This is a genomic window from Rhodococcus sp. NBC_00297 (assembly GCF_036173065.1).
Taxonomy (GTDB): Bacteria; Actinomycetota; Actinomycetes; order Mycobacteriales; family Mycobacteriaceae; genus Rhodococcoides.
Window position 1 is genome coordinate 1,623,240 of sequence record NZ_CP108041.1, and the last position, 17,313, is coordinate 1,640,552.

Sequence of the window (17,313 nt, forward strand, 5' to 3'; positions counted from 1 at the left end):
TGCTGGTCCACTAGCCCTCGACGACCGATCGCAGGCGCAGAGTGAGCCGTTCCACGAACCGACCGATCGCCCCGCGATCGGCACCCGCAGCGAACTGCAGCTGCGCGAAAAGCGCAGCGTCGTGGTCCGATTCGCTCTCGTGGACACTCAGCGTCAGGTCGGCCCACGGTCGACCGACGGGTACCGGCAGGAGTGCCGCGCCGGCGTCGCCGAGATCTGCGACGTGGTGGTGCACCACCAGGAACTGCGGACGGTGCATCTCCGGCACGCCGGCGCCCTCGACGATGTCGACATAGGAAGGACCGGAACGGCTCAGCGCCGCGACGGTCTCCGCCTGCACCCGACGAGCCACCGTCGCCAGATCGGATCCTGTTCGCGTGCGGATCGGCACGACGTCGGCGAACGCACCCACCATGGCGTGCGTGCTCTCGTCGTCGCGGCCGGCGACCATCGTGGCGATCGCCAGGTCCTCACCCGCACCGAGGTCGGTGAGAGCGAACGCGAAGGCAGCGTGCAGAACCGACACGAGACCCGCACCCTCGATGCTGCGTAGTGCTCGCACCACGTCGACATCGATGTCGATCGCGACGGCGTCGGATCCGGACTCACCCAGTGCGATCGGAAGACTCACTCGACTCGGCACACCGTCCAGGGTCTCGCGCCACGATGTGATCGCCGAGTCGTCGGCCTCCCGTCGGGCGACGGCCCAGCGCGCGACGTCGCTGTACCGCAGCGGTAGCGGCGTGAACTCCGGCGCCTCGGCACCGGAGCGCGCCTGCGCAGCGTGCATCAGATCGGTGAGCAACGGGACGACCGACCACTCGTCGACGGCCCAGTAGTGCATGACCAGGAGAACGATTCTTTCCGTGGAATCGTTCTGTAGCAGCATGATTCGCAGACCCGGTCGCTGCGTGAGATCCAAGGGTTCCTGTGCGATCTCGTAGGCGCGGCGGCGGATGTCGTCTGTCCCGACGTCGACGGTCTCGAGCGCCACCGGATCGCCGAGGGCGGACCCCTCACCCGGCACCAGAACCGAGTGCAGCGGTTCGTGCCGCTCTGCGACATCGCCGACCGCGGCGGCGAGCACCGCGGTGTCCACGTCGGGCAGCTCGAGAACCAGAGCGTGGTCGGCCTGCACCACGTGCCCGTTCTGCAGCCTGGTCTCCTGCATCGGACTCAGCGGCACCACGTCGGGCCTGTCCGGGTGCGCGGTCAGGTGCGGTCCCTCGTGTCCACCGCGATCGGCGAGTCGCTCCGCCAAGGCGCAGACGGTCGACGCCTCGAAGACGTCGCGCACCGAGATGTCGACGTCGAGTTCGGCGCGGACGGCCGACACCCACTGCATCGCGGCCATCGAATGACCGCCGAGAGCGAAGAAGTCGTCGTCCGTCCCCAGCTCGTCCAGGCCCAGAACCGCTGCGGCACTGCGCACCAGCGCACGCTCGACGTCCGTGGTGGGAGCGCGGCCGCCGACCACCGACGACCACTCCGGCTGCGGCAACGCAGCTCGGTCCAACTTGCCGTTGGGTGTCAACGGCAACGTCCCGTCGACCACCACGACGAGAGTGGGCACCATGTAGTCCGGCAGCACCGTCGCCGCGTGCGTCCGCACCGCGGCCCCCGTGAGATCGTCACGTCCGGTGACGTATCCGACGAGTCGGCTCACCTCGGACGACTCGTGCACGACGACAGCGGTCTGATCGACACCGTCGAACGACGCCATCGCGGCCATGATCTCGCCCGGCTCGATCCGGAACCCCCGCACCTTGATCTGGTCGTCGACGCGCCCCAGGAAGTCGAGATTGCCGTCGGCACGCCAGCGTGCCCGGTCGCCGGTGCGGTACATCCTGCCGCCGGGAGCGGCGACATCGGGCACGAAGCGGTGGGCACTGAGCCCCCGCTGCCCGAGATAGCCGCGCGCCAGCCCGCGGCCGGCGATGTACAGCTCCCCCGACACCCCGACCGGGACGGGCCGCAGCCGATCGTCGAGCACGTACGCGCGCTCGTTGGGATCGGGTACGCCGATGGGCACGGAGGACGTCCAGCCCGGACGGGCCTGCCACAGAGTGTTGTTGACCGTCGCCTCGGTCAGTCCGTACGCAGCGAGCAGGTTCAGATGCTCGGACCAGGCGGAGATCACCGCGGGCGGCACCGTCTCGGTACCGACGAGCACGGTGCACCCCTCGGGCAGTGCGCATCCCGGCGGGAGCGCCGCCATGAGCGACGGCGGGATGATCGCGTGGGTCACCCCGTGCTCGGCGCAGAAGTCGGTGAGCTCGGGACCCGCCACACGCGCGTCGTCGGGCACGATCACCAGTCGCGATCCCGTGCACAGGGCCATGGCGAGTTCGAAGACCGCGACGTCGAAGCCGACGGACGCGAACTGCAGGACCACCGATCCGGTGGTGAGTCGCATGCGGTCCTCCGCCGTGGCCACGAGTGACGAGACGCCCTCGTGCGGCACCACGACGCCCTTGGGGCGGCCGGTCGAACCGGACGTGTAGATGACGTACGCCGCGAGTTCGAGCGAGGCCGGTCGCGCGAGCTCGACACCGGTCGACGGCGGGATGTCCTCCACGAGGACGTGTTCGGCCGCGGACGGCACCTGCGCGGTGGCCGCGGCCGACGTCAGGGCGAGGGTCGCACCCGCATCGGTGACCATGTACTCGAGCCGGTCCGCAGGATGCTTCAGGTCGAGCGGGAGATACGCCGCGCCCACCGCGAGGACCCCCATGGTCGCCGCGATGGTCCACACCGACCGCGGCACCGCGACCGCGACCACGGCCTCGGGGCCGACACCGCGCCGCTGCAACTCCGCGGCGATGTCGAGGACGTGCTCGTGCAGATCCGCGTACGTCCACGTCGTGGTCTCGTCGACCACAGCGATCGCGTCCGGAGTGGTCTCGACCCACCGCAGGTACGACTCGAACAGCGACTCCTCGGGCACCGCACGGGCGGTGTCGTTGAAGCGCCGGAGGACGTCGTCGCGCTCGGAGGGCAGGAAGATGTCGACGTCGTCGACCACCGCCGTGGCGTCGGTCGCCAGTGCGTCGAGCACCGCGAGCTGACGTGCTGTGACGGCCTCGGCGGTCGACGCGTCGAACAGATCCTCGGCGTACTCGAGCTCGAGCACCAGGCGGTCCGAGGTGAGATCCTCGGTGTAGTTGAACACCAGGTCGAACTTCGCCGGTGTCATCAGCGCCGCGTCACCGTCGCCGAGCGGACCGGTGTGATGGCTGATCATGACCTGGAACAGCGGGTTCCGCGACATGCTGCGCTCGGGAGCGACCCGCGCGACCACCGCGTCGAACGGCACATCCGCGTGCGCGAAGGCCTCGAGGTCGACGCTGCGCGCCTCCTCCACCGCCCGCTGCAGCGTGGAGCGGCCGTCGACCGCGGTGCGCAGAACCAGCGTGTTGACGAAGAACCCGACGAGCTGGTCGAGCCCCTCCTCACCGCGCCCGGCCACCGGGGCGCCGAGCACGATGTCGTCGGACCCGGTGATCCGGTGCAGCAGCACCGCAGACGCCGCGTGCAGGGTCATGAAGACACTCGCGTCGAGACTCCGCGCGAGTGTCCGCAGGGCGCGCACGGTCTCGGGATCGACGGTGCGACGCACCACCGATCCGCGATGACTCGGCCGCGGCGGACGCGGCCGGTCGGTCGCGAGTTCGATCTCGTCGGGAGCGCCGGCCAGGGCGGACTGCCAGTAGGCGAGCTGACGCCCCGCGAGCGACTCCGGATCTGCGGCGTCGCCGAGCAGGTCGGCCTGCCACAGCGTGTAGTCCGCGTACTGCACGGGCAGCGGAGGGCGGGCATCCGTGTCACCGGACAGTCGCGCGGCGTAGGCCGCCATCAGGTCGGCCAGCAGCGGCCGGTCCGACCACTCGTCGGTCGTGATGTGGTGTAGGACGAGCACGACGACGCACGAGGTGTCCTCGTTCCGGATCAGCGCCGCGCGGACAGGAATCTCCCGGCGCAGATCGAACGGCCGCGCCGTCATCTCGGCGACCACGGCGGCGGCATCGCCTTCGTGAACGAACAACTCCGGTGACGCTGTCGACAGGACATGCTGCGCCAGAACGCCGTCCGCATCGCCGAAGACGGTGCGGAGCGACTCGTGCCGTTCGACGACGTCGGCGAGGGCGAGCCGGAACGCATCCTCGTCCACCTGCTCGGGGAGCGGCAGGACGATCGGAAAGTTGTAGGCGGTCGAGTCCGGATCCAGCTGATGCAGAAGCCAGAGCCGTTGCTGCGCAGCCGACATGGGCACGACATCCGGCCGGTCGTACCGACGCAGAGCCGGCCGCGCGTCATCGCCTCGCGATCCGACGAGCGCGGCGAGACCCGCCACGGTCGGCGCGGCGAACAGATCGCGCACACTCAGCTCGGTGCCGAGCGCGGTCCGTGCACGGCCGACGACGCGAGTCGCCAGAAGTGAATGGCCACCGAGATCGAAGAAGTCGTCGTGGATCCCGGTGCCGCGGCGGCCGAGCACGTCGTCGAACACGTTGCACAGCAGCCGTTCGACCTCGGTCCGCGGCGGCACAGCGTCGACGGCACTCTCGTCCGGCGCCGGCAGTGCGGCGACGTCGAGCTTGCCGTTGACGGTCATCGGGAAGGACGAGACGAGCACGACGGTGGGCACCATGTAGTCCGGCAGGACCACGGCGCAGGCCGCCCGTACCGATTCGGCATCCGCGTCGGTGTCGACGTAGGCGATCAACCGGGCCAGCCCGCCCGGCCCCGTCGAGGTGACGACCGCGGCGCGGCGGACGCCGGCCACCGACGACACGACCGAGGCGACCTCACCGAGTTCCACCCGGTGACCGCGGATCTTGACCTGATCGTCGGTGCGGCCGAGGTAGTCGATCAGTCCCGTTCCGACGCGGCGACGCACGAGGTCACCCGTGCGGTACATGCGCTCCCCCGTCCCGAAGGGGTCGGCGACGAAGCGGTCCGCCGTGAGGCCGAACCGTCCCGCGTAGCCACGGGCGAGTCCGGCTCCGGCGATGTACAACTCGCCGGCCACGCCGTCCGGTACGGGCCGCAGCCAGCCGTCCAGCACGTGCGCCTCGGTGGCGCGGATGGGCAACCCGACCGTCGGCGTCTCGCTCTCGTCGGTACCCGCGCCGAGGGTGTTGATCGTGTACTCGGTGGGGCCGTACAGGTTGTAGCCGAGCACGCCGTCGGTGGATCGCAGTGCGGACCACACGTCGTCGCCGACGGCTTCACCGCCCAGCAGAACGAGTGCCGGTCGATGCCCGTCGAGCAGACCTGTCTCGAGGAGGAGGGATGCGTACGTGGGGGTCACATTGATGACGTCGATGCACTCCTCGTCGATGTAGCGGACCAGGGCATCGGCGTCGCGGCGCAGCACCTCGTCGGCGACGTGCACCTCGTGACCCTCGACAAGCCACAGGAGTTCTTCCCACGACATGTCGAACGCGAACGACACCGTGTGCGCGATCCGCAGTGTCCGACCGTGTGCCGCATCCACCACCGGGTCGAAGATGGCGGACCGGTGGTTCAGCTGCATGTTGGTCAGTCCGCGGTACGGCGTGACTACGCCCTTGGGCGTCCCGGTCGACCCGGACGTGTAGATGACGTAGGCCGGGTGATCGAGCCGATGCGGCGTTCCGGGTGCGAACGCCCCCAGTTCGGCTGCGGTGAGCGGTGACTCGTCGCGGAGTGGCTCGAGCACGACGATGCCGTCACGTCCGCTCAGTCGGCGACCGACCGCATCCGTGGTCACGGTGCACAGCGGACGAGCGTCGTCGAGCAGAGCATGGATGCGAGCATCGGGATGATCGAGTTCGAGGGGCAGATAGGCCGCGCCGGTGCGCAACACGGCGAACAGCGCGACCACCATGTCGAGACTGCGAGGCAACGCGAGAGCCACCACGGTCTCCGGTCCCGCACCGCGGCCCAGCAGGACGCGCGCCAGACCTTCCACCCGGCCGGCCAACCCGGCGTAGGTGAGGTGCTCGGACCCGGCGACGAGTGCGATCGCGTCGGGGTTTTTCCGCGCTGTGCGGAGCAGCATCTCGGTCACGGTGAGATCGGGAACCTCGTCGACCTGTCGGTCGAGGCGTGGCAGCGCCGGCAGAACCGAACGCGACCCCTCGGTCGCGAATCCGGCCACCAGGCGGGTGAACTCGTCCGCGATCAGGTCGACGCGCTCGACGTCGATCGCCTCCGGCCGGTACTCGACCGTCACGGCGATCCGAGCGCCCGGCGTGACGACGACGGTGAGCGGATAGTTCGTGTGGTCGATGCTGTCGGTGCCCGCGACACCGTGCGCCGCGTTCAGGGACGCCGCCGAGTCCTCGGAGACGAAGTTCTGCACCACGCAGAGCGTGTCGAACAGAGTGCGGTGCGGCGACACCTCGATGATCTCGGCGAGACCGAGGTGATCGAACTCCATCGCCTCCACGCGGTCGCCCTGGACACGGCGGACCAGGGCGTCGACGCTCTCGCGGGGATCGAGCACGGTACGGACGGGCACCGTCGACAGGAACATCCCTGGTGCGGTGTCGAGTCCCTCGACCTCGGGCGGTCGGCCCGCGACCGTGATGCCGAAGACCACGTCGGTGCGGCCGGTGGCCGACGAGATCGCCAGTGCCAGAGCGGCCGTGACCACGGCGTTGAGCGTGACACCGCGCTGACGGGTGGCGGCGACGAGCGCGGCCGTCGTCGACGCATCGAGCTCGTCGCGTCGACGCAACGGGATACCGACCGGCGGCGCGGCGCGGTGCGCCACCGGCGTCGGCTCGTCGAGACCGGCCATCGCCGTCGCCCACGCGGTGCGGGCCGCGACGCGGTCGCGTTCCGCGAGCCACGTCAGGTACCGCTCGAACGCGGTGTCCGCCGGCGCGGGCAGCCCCGGATTCTCGTAGCGGGCGAGCAACTCTCCCACCACCACACCGTTGGACCAGCCGTCCCAGACGAGGAACTGCCGGTTGATCACCAGGCGATCGCGCCCACCGTCGAGATGCAGCACGAGCACCCGCCACAGCGGTGGTGTCGACAGGTCGAACGGGGTGTCGCGGTCCTCCTGCATCCACCGCTCGGCCTCGTCGTCGTCTCCGGCGTGTGCCTCGCGGACGGGCACCTCGCACGACGACGACACGACCTGCACCGGCACACCGGCGGCCGTCTGCGTGAACCCTGCGCGCAGCTGTGGGTGGCGGCGCTGCAGCCCGGCCAGGGCACTACGCAGCCGACCGAGATCGAGGCGGTGATCGAAGTCCAGCGCGAACTGCGCCGTGTAGATGTCGCGCTCCCCCGCGGACAGACTCTCGAAGACCAGCCCCTCCTGCAGAGGAGTCAACGGCCACACGGTCTCGACGGATCCCTGTGCGGTCAGCGCCGTCAGCTCGTCGGGAGTGAGGTCGACGAGAGGGACGTCCGACGGCGTGAGGATCGGCGGTCCGTCGTGTGTGCGGGCGGCCTCCGCGAGATCTCCGAGCGCCGTGCGGAACTCGTCGGTGAGCGAGGTGACCGCCTCGGACGACAGGTGCGCGGACGACCAGGCGAACTGGGCCGAGAGAGTCGGCTGTGCACCGTCCGTCACGTGCGCGTTGATCACCAGACGGTAGGGACCGCCCATGTCGGCATCGGGATCGGTACGCACGGTCTCCGGAGCCCTGTCGAACGGGGCCGACCCGGCGGCCGGCACCCGGCCCAGGTAGTTCAGCAGGATCTGCGACTGCTCACCGTGCGCGAGAAGGGCTGCGGTGCGGGCATTCCCGTAGCGCAGGAGCCCGTATCCGAGGCCACCGTCGGGCGCCGCACGCAGAGCCTCCTTCGTCTCCGCGAGCACCGTGACGGGATCGGTTCCCGGCCGCAGCCGGACCGGAGCGATGGACGTGAACCACCCCGTGGTGCGCGAGAGATCCGCCGCGTCCGACCGACCGTGGCGCTCGAGGTCGACGAGGACATCGTGGTCGACGGACCACCGGGTGAGCGCGAGCCGAAGCGCTGCGGCGACGACGTCGGTCACATCGCCGCGCACGAGAGCGGGCACACTGCCGAGAACCTCGGCGGTGACCTCGGACGACACGTCGACGGTGCGGACGTCGCCCTGACCGACCACGGCGTGGTCGGTGTCTCTCGGTGTGAGCGCGCCGCCCGGAACGGTGACGGCGGTCCAGTGGTCCAGTTCCGCGAGACGAGCGGGGCTGTGGGCGCTCTCGTCGAGCAGGCGCCCGTACTCCCGCAACGAGGTCCGCACGCGGTCCAACGTCGGGGTCTGGCCGCTGTCGTGCGCGATCCACGCCAGTGCGAGGTCCTCGACGAGGATGCCCCACGAGACCCCGTCGACGACGAGGTGATGCGCGACGAGCAGTAGCCGGCCGGGCCCGGAGCCACGGTCGAACCACACGACCTCGAGCACGGCGCCGGCCTCGGGAGCCAGACGGTCGGTGGCGGCATCGGATTCGCGCGCGACGAGGTCGGCGAACGCAGACTCGTCGAGATCGACCGCGTGGACGCGGTGCACGGTGACCGAGGCGTCGGGGCGCACCGCGGTGGTCCAGACACCGCGGAGGTGACGGGTCAGGACGAGGCGCAGGCTGTCGTGATGCTGGACCAGCGCATCGACGGTGCGCTGCGGCGTTGTCTTGTCGACCGGAGCCGGAACCACCAGCAGCAGTGACTGGTTGAAGCGATCGGTGCTACCGGACCACTCGGACAGTCGGTGCACCACGGGGAGCGGACGCACCTCCCCGACACCGGACTCCGCGACCGTGGCGGCCTGCGGAGACTCGACCCGTGCGACCTCCGCGAGCGCACGCGGAGTGCGCTTCTCGAAGACGTCGCGGGCGCTGATCTCGAGACCGCTGCCCCGCGCCAGGTTCACGAGCCGGATGGCCAGGATGCTGTCGCCGCCGCGGGCGAAGAAGTCGTCGTCCTCACCGACCGCCGCTCCACCGAGAACGGTGTGGAAGTGGGTGCACAGCAGCGCGACCGGACCCGACCCCGTCTCCGTGGTGGTGGGAGTGTCCGCGCGTACGGCGGCCAGCAGCGCTGCCCGGTCGAGCTTGCCGCTGGGGCCGGTCGGCAGATCAGCCACCACGGACAGCGTCGTCGGCACCATGTGCTCGGGCAGACGGTCGGCCAGGTACGACCGCAGTGCGGCCTCGTCCACCGACCCCACCACGAACGCGGCGATCTGCGCGGTCCCGCGGTCGGTGCGCACCACCGTGGCGGCCCGGTCGACGGACGGATGCGAGCGCAGCGCCGCGTCGATCTCACCGAGCTCGATACGGAAGCCCCGCACTTTGACCTGGGTGTCGGCGCGACCGAGGTAGTCCAGCGCCCCGTCGCGCCACCGCACGATATCGCCGGTGCGGTAGAGCCTCTCCCCGTCCGGCCCGGCGACGAACCTGGTGGAGGTGAGACCGGGGCGGCGAAGATACCCGCGCGCCAGCTGCGGACCCGCCAGGTACAGCTCGCCCGGCACGTCCGGTCCCACCGGCGACAGCCACCCGTCGAGTACGCGGAACCCGACGGCGGGCAGCGCAGATCCGATGGGCACCGCGTCGCCGGGGTGGTTCTGGACGCCCTGTGCGGCGGTGACGTCGACCGCCGCCTCGGTAGGGCCGTAGAGGTTGTCCAGGCGCACGTGTGGAAGCAGCTCGCCGACGCGGCGCGCGGACTCTGCGGACAGTGCCTCACCGCTGCAGACGATCACGCGCAGCGACGTGCACGTCGCGACGTCCGGATCGGTGAGGAACGCGTCGAGCATCGAGGGGACGAAGTGCACCCAGGTGATCTGCTGCGCGCGGATCACCTCGACGAGACGGGCGGTGTCGCGGTGCGCATCCGGGTCCGCGAGCACGAGCGTCGCTCCGGACACCAGCGGTCCGAAGAACTCGCTGACCGAGACGTCGAAACTGGAGGGCGTCTTCTGCAGCACTCGGGTGCCCACGGCGAGCGGAGTGTGATCGCGCATCCACTCGAGGCGGGGCACGATGGCGCTGTGCGGCACCACCACTCCCTTGGGACGGCCGGTCGATCCCGAGGTGTAGATGACGTACGCGGCGTCGGCTGGGGCGGGCCCGGGTGCTGCCGTCGGCTCGGCCTCGAACGGTGCGAGATCGCCGTCGATCACCGCGGCGGGATGCGCGTCCTCGATCATGAAGGCCAGACGCTCGGCCGGGTACCCCGGATCGAGCGGCAGGTACGCCGCGCCCGACCGGACGACCGCGAGCAGTGCGACCACCAGATCGATCGAGCGCGGAAGTGCCACCGCCACCACCGATCCCGGACCAGCGCCACGCTCGCGAAGACCGGCGGCGACCCGCTCGGCGCGCGAGTGCAGCTCGGCGTAGGTGAGGGACTCCTCGCCGTGGACTAGGGCGACGCCGTTCGGGGTGGTCCGGCGCTGCACCTCGAGGAGATCCACCAGGGTGGTCGAACTGTCGGACGAGGGCGGGTCGACGACCGCCGGACGGTCCGTCGCCGTCACCGCGGACACCAGGGTGTCGGCCGGTGCGGTCGCGACCGCGACGACGGTGTCCAGCATCGACTGAGCCGTCGCTGCCGAGACCAGCGCCGCGTCGTACTTCAGCTCCAGCGTCAACCGATCACCCGGAATCACCATGAGCGTCAACGGGTACGGCGAGTTCTCCTCCACCCGAATACCCGTCAACGCGATGGTGCCGGACGGATCGGCGATGGCGGTGTCGCCCAACGGGTAGTTCTCCACCACGACCAGCGAGTCGAACAACGAGTCCACGCCCGCGACACGACGCAGCGTCGGCACGCCGACATGGTGGTGATCGAGCAGATCGGCCTGCTCCTGCTGCCAGCGCTGTACCGCGGAGGCGACGGTGTCGTCCGCTCGCAGTCTCCATCGTGCCGGGATGGTGTCGATGAAGAGCCCCACCATGGACTCGATACCGGCGACCGGTGCCGACCGTCCGGACACCGTCGACCCGAACACGACGTCGCGTCGACCGGTGGCGCGTGCGAGCGCGAGACCCCAGGCTCCGTGCAGCAGGGAACCCTGCGTCACCGCGGCATCGCGCGCACGTCCCGACACCACGGCGGTGACGTCGGAGGAGAGGTCGACCCGCACGGATGCGGTACCGCTGCCGGCGGCGCCGAACGCCGGGACGGGTACCGACTCGCGGACACCCTCGAGTGCGGCGCGCCAGACCCGCGCCGACGCGTCGATGTCGCGCTCGGCGAGGTGGCGGACCCACGCCGCGGGTGCCGTGACCGCCGGAAGAACCGGAGTGTCCCCGTAGTGAGCGAGCATCTCGCGCAGCATGATCGGGATCGACCACCCGTCCGCGACGATGTGGTGGATCGACTGCACGAGAGACGAGCGGGTCTCGTCGTGGCGGACGAGGGTGTAGCGCACCAGCGGCGCGGAGCCCAGATCCATGCCGGCGCCGGCGTGATCGGCCAGCACCACGTCGACGGTGCCGTCGGACACGGTGAACGGGACATCGACGGTGCGGTGCACCACCTGGACCACGCGCCCGTCGGCGAGGGGCCGGAAACTGGTGCGCAGTGATGCGTGTCGCGCCACCACGTGCTCGAGCGCGGTGCGAAGCACAGCACTGTCGACCGGGCCACTGATCTCGACCACCTGCCCCACGATGTACGGGTCCGCGTCCCCGAAGGTGCTGTGGAAGTAGATGCCGTCCTGCACCGCGGTGAGGGGCAGGACGTCCTCGACGTCGTCCGGGAGCGCCGCGACGTCGTCCGCGCCGAGAGCGGCGAGCGGGAAGTCTGCGGAGGTGCGGCGAGCGCTCGACGCAGATCCGGCGACGCGGTCGAGTGCGGCGGTCCACGCATCCACGATGCTGTCGTCCACCACACCGGGCACCCAGCGCAGGGTCGAGACGAGCTGTCCCCCGGTCTCGATCACGTCGATCGTCAGCGCGTGCGCCGCAGGCTGATCGGGGTCGGAGCCGCCGGTGACGGACACCCCCACGTCGGTACTGCGGCCGAGGTAGTTGAGCAGGACGCTCGGCGCCGCGGGCTCCGTCAGGGCGGGCTCGCGGCGCAGGTACCGCAATGCGCCGTATCCGACGCCCGACGCAGGTGCCGAGCGCAGCGAGTCCCGGATCTGCAGCAGGACATCGGCGTCCGAGTCCGGACCGGTCGGCAGTGCAACGGGACGGACGGTGGTGAACCACCCGACGGTGCGCGTCAGATCGACCCCAGCAGCCTCGACGACCTCGATGTCACGGCCGTGTCCCTCCACGTCCACGACGACCGACGGCGCCGAGTGCCCGTCCCACGACGCGAGGGTGCGGGCAAGTGCTACGAGGAGCACCTCGGTGGGCCCGGTGCGGTAGGCGGTGGCGACGTCGGTCAGCAGTGCCGCCGTGACGTCGGCGGGGGTGGTGACCGTGTGCGTCGCCGACAGTCGATCGGCCGCGGTGAGTGTGCGAGCACCGACGGTGTCGCTCGAGGTCGTCAGAACCTCACGCCACCAAGGTAGTTCGTGGTCGAAGTGGCCGGCGTCCGCGGCATCGGCGACCAGGCTCGCCCAGCGGCGGATCGACGTGGTGACCGGTGGCAGCGTGGGCGTGCGGTCCTCGCTCAGCGCACCCAGTGCCGTCAGTAGATCCCCGAGCAGGATGCGCCACGACACCCCGTCGACGACGAGGTGGTGCACCGACAGAATCAGCGTGTCGGCCTCGAGAGACACGGCCACCATGCCACCCGGCCGCGTCGGATCGAGGCGGGCCACGGTGTCCGCGACGGAGCCCGTCCCGAACTCGGGGGACACGGTGTCGGCGGGCACGGTAAGACCCTCGCTCCACACGGCACGCAGCGCCGGATGGTGGGCGACGACGAGCTCGACGGCCGCACACACAAGAGCCGGGTCGGTGCCCGGAGGCAGTGCCACGGAGGCGGTCTGGTGGAACGCGGCGCCGATGCCGCCGTGCTCGAGTGTCCGCGCGACGATGGGCGTGGCCACCACCTCGCCGACAGGATCGTCGTCGACGGTCACCAGCTCCGCCGGAGCCGCGCCGGCGATCGCCTCGGCGGTACGCAGGGTGAAGACGTCGCGCGGGCCGATCGCCAGACCTCGTTCGCGGGCCTGCGCGACCACCGTGATCGCCACGATGCTGTCGCCGCCCAGGGCGAAGAAGTCGTCCGTGACGCCCACACTCTCCACACCGAGCGCCGACGCCATCACCTCGCACAGCACGCGCTCCCGCTCGGTCCGCGGGGCCACGGCGTCGCCGCGCACCTGCTCCGGATCGGGCAGAGCCCGCCGATCGACCTTGCCGTTCGCGGTGGTGGGGAAGGCATCGAGCACCACGTAGGTGGACGGCACCATGTACTCGGGGAGGACGCGTGCACAGTGCGTGCGCAGCACCTCGGGTGTCAGCGCGGCGCCGTCCGGCACGACCCAGGCAGCGAGAAACGCCGCGCCCGCACCGGTTCGGCGCACGTCGACGGCGGCGCGTCGCACACCGGGGCACGAGCCGAGCGCAGCCTCCACCTCCTCGAGCTCGAGGCGCATGCCGCGGATCTTGACCTGGTTGTCCACCCGGCCGAGGAAGTCGAGGGTGCCGTCCTCAGCCCAGCGGGCGCGGTCGCCGGTGCGGTACAGCCGGGCGCCGGCGGGACCGAACGGATCGGCCACGAAACGCGACGCAGTCATGTCCGGTGCGCCCACGTAGCCACGACCGAGGAGGAACCCGCCCGCGTAGAGCTCTCCCCCGACGCCGACCGGCACCGGGCGCAGCAACGAATCGAGCACGTAGAGGCGCGTGTTCGGGTTCGGGCGGCCGATCGACGTGGCGATGCGAGGAGCGTCGCCCGTGTAGATCACATGGGACACACCGATGGTGGCCTCCGCGGGCCCGTACCCGTGATACAGCGTGGTGCCGAGTCGAGAGCGGAAGCGCACGAACAGCTCCGGAGTGAGCACCTCACCGCCGCACCACACGTGCCGCAGGCCGGACAACGATCCGTCCGTGTCGAGGGCCAGCAGCGCGTCGAGCATGGAGGACACCAGGTAGACGAAGGTGACGTGGCGACGCGAGATGACATCCAGGAGGTACAGACCGTCCCGCTCGCCTCCCGGTTCGGCGATCACGAGGGTGCCACCCGACAGCAACGGGAGCAGGATCTCGTTCACCGAGATGTCGAAGGACAACGGCGCCTTGAACAACGACGCGTCGCCCGGTCCGAAACCGAGCACCCGATCGCGTTGCCACACCATGCGGGCACAGATGGCCTCGTGGCGGATCATGGCGCCCTTGGGCGTCCCGGTACTGCCGGAGGTGAAGATGACGTAGGCGAGCTGCGAGCCGTGCACCACGATGTCCGGTGCGGACGTCGGCCTGTCGCCGAACTGCCAGTCGTCGAGATCGACCGTCCACCGGCCCTTCTCGTGGTCCGCACCGGTGAGAACGACGCGGGTGTCCGCATCCTGCTGCACCCGCTCGCGGCGATCCGCCGGCCAGTCCGGATCGAGCGGGACGAACGCGCCGCCCGCCACCATCGCCGCCAGCACTCCCACGACCATCTCGATCGAGCGCGGCATCGACACGGCCACGACACCCTCACGGGGGAGGCCCGCGTCGAGAAGTGCACGAGCGAGCTGGTGCACCCGCTGCGAGAGCTCGGTGAACGTGAGCGTCCGCTCGCCCAGTACCACGGCCACCGCATCGGGGGTGGCGGCGACCTGCGCCGCGAACAGAGCGGGCACCGACGTCGACACGGACGGTTCCGCGGTGTCGTTAAAGGTGTGCAGTAGGCGATCGAGATCGGGCTCCGACATCGTCGACAGGGAGGACAACGTCCGATCCGGCTGCGCGAGAACCTGATCGAGCACCCATTCGAAGCGGTCCCGGTGGCCGATCAGCGCGTCGTGCGCACCGGGGCGCGAGCGCAGGTCGAAGACCAGCGGCTCGTCGTCCCGGCCGCCGGTGACGGTGACGTCGAGATCGCGCACCGGTCCGGTCTCGAGGCTGTGCATGTGCGCCGGCGAACCGCCGATGTCGATGCCGTGCTCCACCATGAGGACGTTGATGCCCGGCCCGTGCACCATGCGGTCGCCGGAGTCCCGCAGCTCCCGAGCGATGTCCTCCCCGCGGAAGCGCCCGTGCCGGACCGCGCCGATCGATGCCCGCTGCAGTTCCCGCGCGACGTCGGCCACCGTCATCGACGGCGAGAGTCGCAGTCGCACGGGAAGGATGGTCGACGCCATGAACGGTGTCGTCCGCGCACGACGGCCCACGCGGGCGGTCGACGGTAAAGAGACGACGAGATCGTGACGGCCGGTGACCGCGGACAGGTACGCGATCCACACCGCCGGCGCGAGGCGGGTGCGTCGGACGTCCTCCGTCTCGGCGACGTCGTACAGCGAGGCGAGGCGGTCGATCGGCACCGAGACCCGCTCGGTGACCGCAGCCCCCGTGTCGGGCACGTCGGGCAGCAGCACCGGCGGCTCGGGGGCGTCGGCCATCTGGTCGAGCCAGTAGTCGCGGTCGCGACGGAAACCCTCGGACGCGCGGTACTCCGCATCGGCCACCACCAGCGGCTCGAGAGCCCACGCGGATACGGTGGAACGAGCGGCCTCCGGCGTGCCCGCGGGTGCGACTCCCCGCTCGGGATCCGCATAGCGCGCGCGGACCTCGTTGAAGATGATCGACATGCCGAAGCCGTCGACGATGCCGTGGTGATAGCGCTGGTGCCAGAGCACGTGCTCGTCCCCGAGGCGGAGGAGCGCCGTCGCGAAGAGATCGCGGGCGCCGCTGGTGTCCGCCGACGCGATGTCGGCCGCGATCCAGGCCTTCGCCTCGGCCATCGGGTCGGCAGCCGCGCGTAGGTCGACGACCCCGACCGACCACTCGTCGTCACTGCGGTACTGCACGGGCTCGGGACCGGAGAAGTCGAATCGCACATGCAGCGCGTCCGCGTCGGCGATGACCGACCGGATGACGTCACACGCACGGTCGAGGTCGAGCGGGCCGGTGATCTCGACGAGCAGCGAGATGACGAAGTCGGTGCGGTCACCCAGCAGGTGCTGCGCGGTCCAGACCTCTGTCTGGGCAGCGGTCAACGGCAGCACAGCGGTGGTGACGACAGATCCCCGAGACATGAACGTAGGCTAACCTAACGCTCGACCGGCGTTACTCGCGGAGGAACGTGAGAATCGCCTGATTGACCTCGTCGGGCTTCTCCAGGTATCCGTAGTGCCCCGCGTCGGCGATCTCGACGTAGCGACCGCCCGGAACCAGGTCGGCCACCTCGCGCGAGAGGTAGGCGGGAATCATCCGGTCGTCGGCGAAGCCCATCGCCAGGCACGGCACCGTGATGTCGCGGTAGGCGGACCGGCGGTCGAACGACTCGTCCAGAGAGAGCTGGGCACGCTGGCCCGGGGTCAGCGGCTGCACGGAGAACTCGAACAGGTCGAGCCAGTCCCGTGCCTTCGCGGGGTCGGCGAGCGACGCGGGAGAGAGGTTCAGGGCCGCCGTCACCGCGGCCGCGTACTTCGGCGGCAGCGTCGCCGAGCTGTCAGCCAGCTCGCGCTCGCCGGCGCCGAGCACCTTCTGGAACTCGTCGAGCCGGGCGTGACCGGCCGCGAAGATCGCTCGCGACACCAGGTCGGGCCTGGTCAAGGCCAGTTCCTGCGCCACGCGCGCACCCATCGACGTGCCCACGACGGCTGCCTTCTCGTCGGGGCCGGACCGCAGGTACTCGATGAGCGCCGCGGTGTCCGCGACCAGATCGTCCATCGTCATGCCGCCCGCGCACTCGTCGGTCGGGGCGATGCCGCGGTTGTCGAAGGTGCACACCCGGAATCCCGCGGCCGTGAGCGCCGGCACCTGATGCAGCTGCCACACCCGGCCGGGGCTGCCCGTCCCCATGACCATCACGACGAGCGGACCCTTGCCCGTCACGGTGTAGTTGAGGCGGATGCCGTTGATGGTGCCGATGGGCATGGCGGATGTCCTTCTTCCGATACGACAGCTGTTCGGGGCAGACGCTACCGGTCACGGTGCGCGTCCGGTTTTGCCGGGAACGAGCGCGAACTCGTAGAGTTCAGGTACGCGAGTGCGCCCCACCGGGCTGCACCACCACATCGTTCGACCCCAGGAGACCCGCATGGCCACCGAGCCCGCCGAGACCGACATCGCCGACGAAGAGATCGAGACCCTGTCCGACGAGACCGCCCGCATGGCACGTCGCGTCGTCGCCGCCTACGCAACAGACGCCGACGAGTGCCGCATGCTGCTGTCCATGCTGGGGATCAACCCGCCCGTCCGCGCCTGAGCGCCGCTCGCTCCCGCACTCCGATTGGCGTTCGGCGAGTGGGGTAAG

3 protein-coding genes are annotated in these 17,313 nt (G+C 70.4%); 1 reads left to right on the forward strand and 2 read right to left on the reverse strand.

The window, feature by feature from the left end; translation table 11 throughout:
• Window positions 1–10: 10 nt before the first annotated feature.
• Window positions 11–16,090, reverse strand: a complete 16,080-nt coding sequence (locus OG947_RS07815) for a non-ribosomal peptide synthetase (protein WP_328813599.1) — start codon at window positions 16,088–16,090, stop codon at window positions 11–13.
• 31 nt (window positions 16,091–16,121) lie between these two features.
• Complete coding sequence (locus OG947_RS07820) at window positions 16,122–16,934, reverse strand: alpha/beta fold hydrolase (RefSeq protein ID WP_027506922.1); 813 nt, start codon at window positions 16,932–16,934, stop codon at window positions 16,122–16,124.
• 163 nt (window positions 16,935–17,097) lie between these two features.
• Between OG947_RS07820 and OG947_RS07825 the strand changes: the two genes are divergently transcribed.
• Complete coding sequence (locus OG947_RS07825) at window positions 17,098–17,265, forward strand: hypothetical protein (protein WP_200933864.1); 168 nt, start codon at window positions 17,098–17,100, stop codon at window positions 17,263–17,265.
• Window positions 17,266–17,313 lie beyond the last annotated feature (48 nt).

What these genes read in the sequence shown, in the direction of transcription:
- OG947_RS07815 (WP_328813599.1), bottom strand. Translation starts at nt 16,090, where the DNA reads ATGTCTCGGGGATCTGTCGTCACCACCGCTGTGCTGCCGTTGACCGCT.
- OG947_RS07820 (WP_027506922.1), bottom strand. Translation starts at nt 16,934, where the DNA reads ATGCCCATCGGCACCATCAACGGCATCCGCCTCAACTACACCGTGACG.
- OG947_RS07825 (WP_200933864.1), top strand. Translation starts at nt 17,098, where the DNA reads ATGGCCACCGAGCCCGCCGAGACCGACATCGCCGACGAAGAGATCGAG.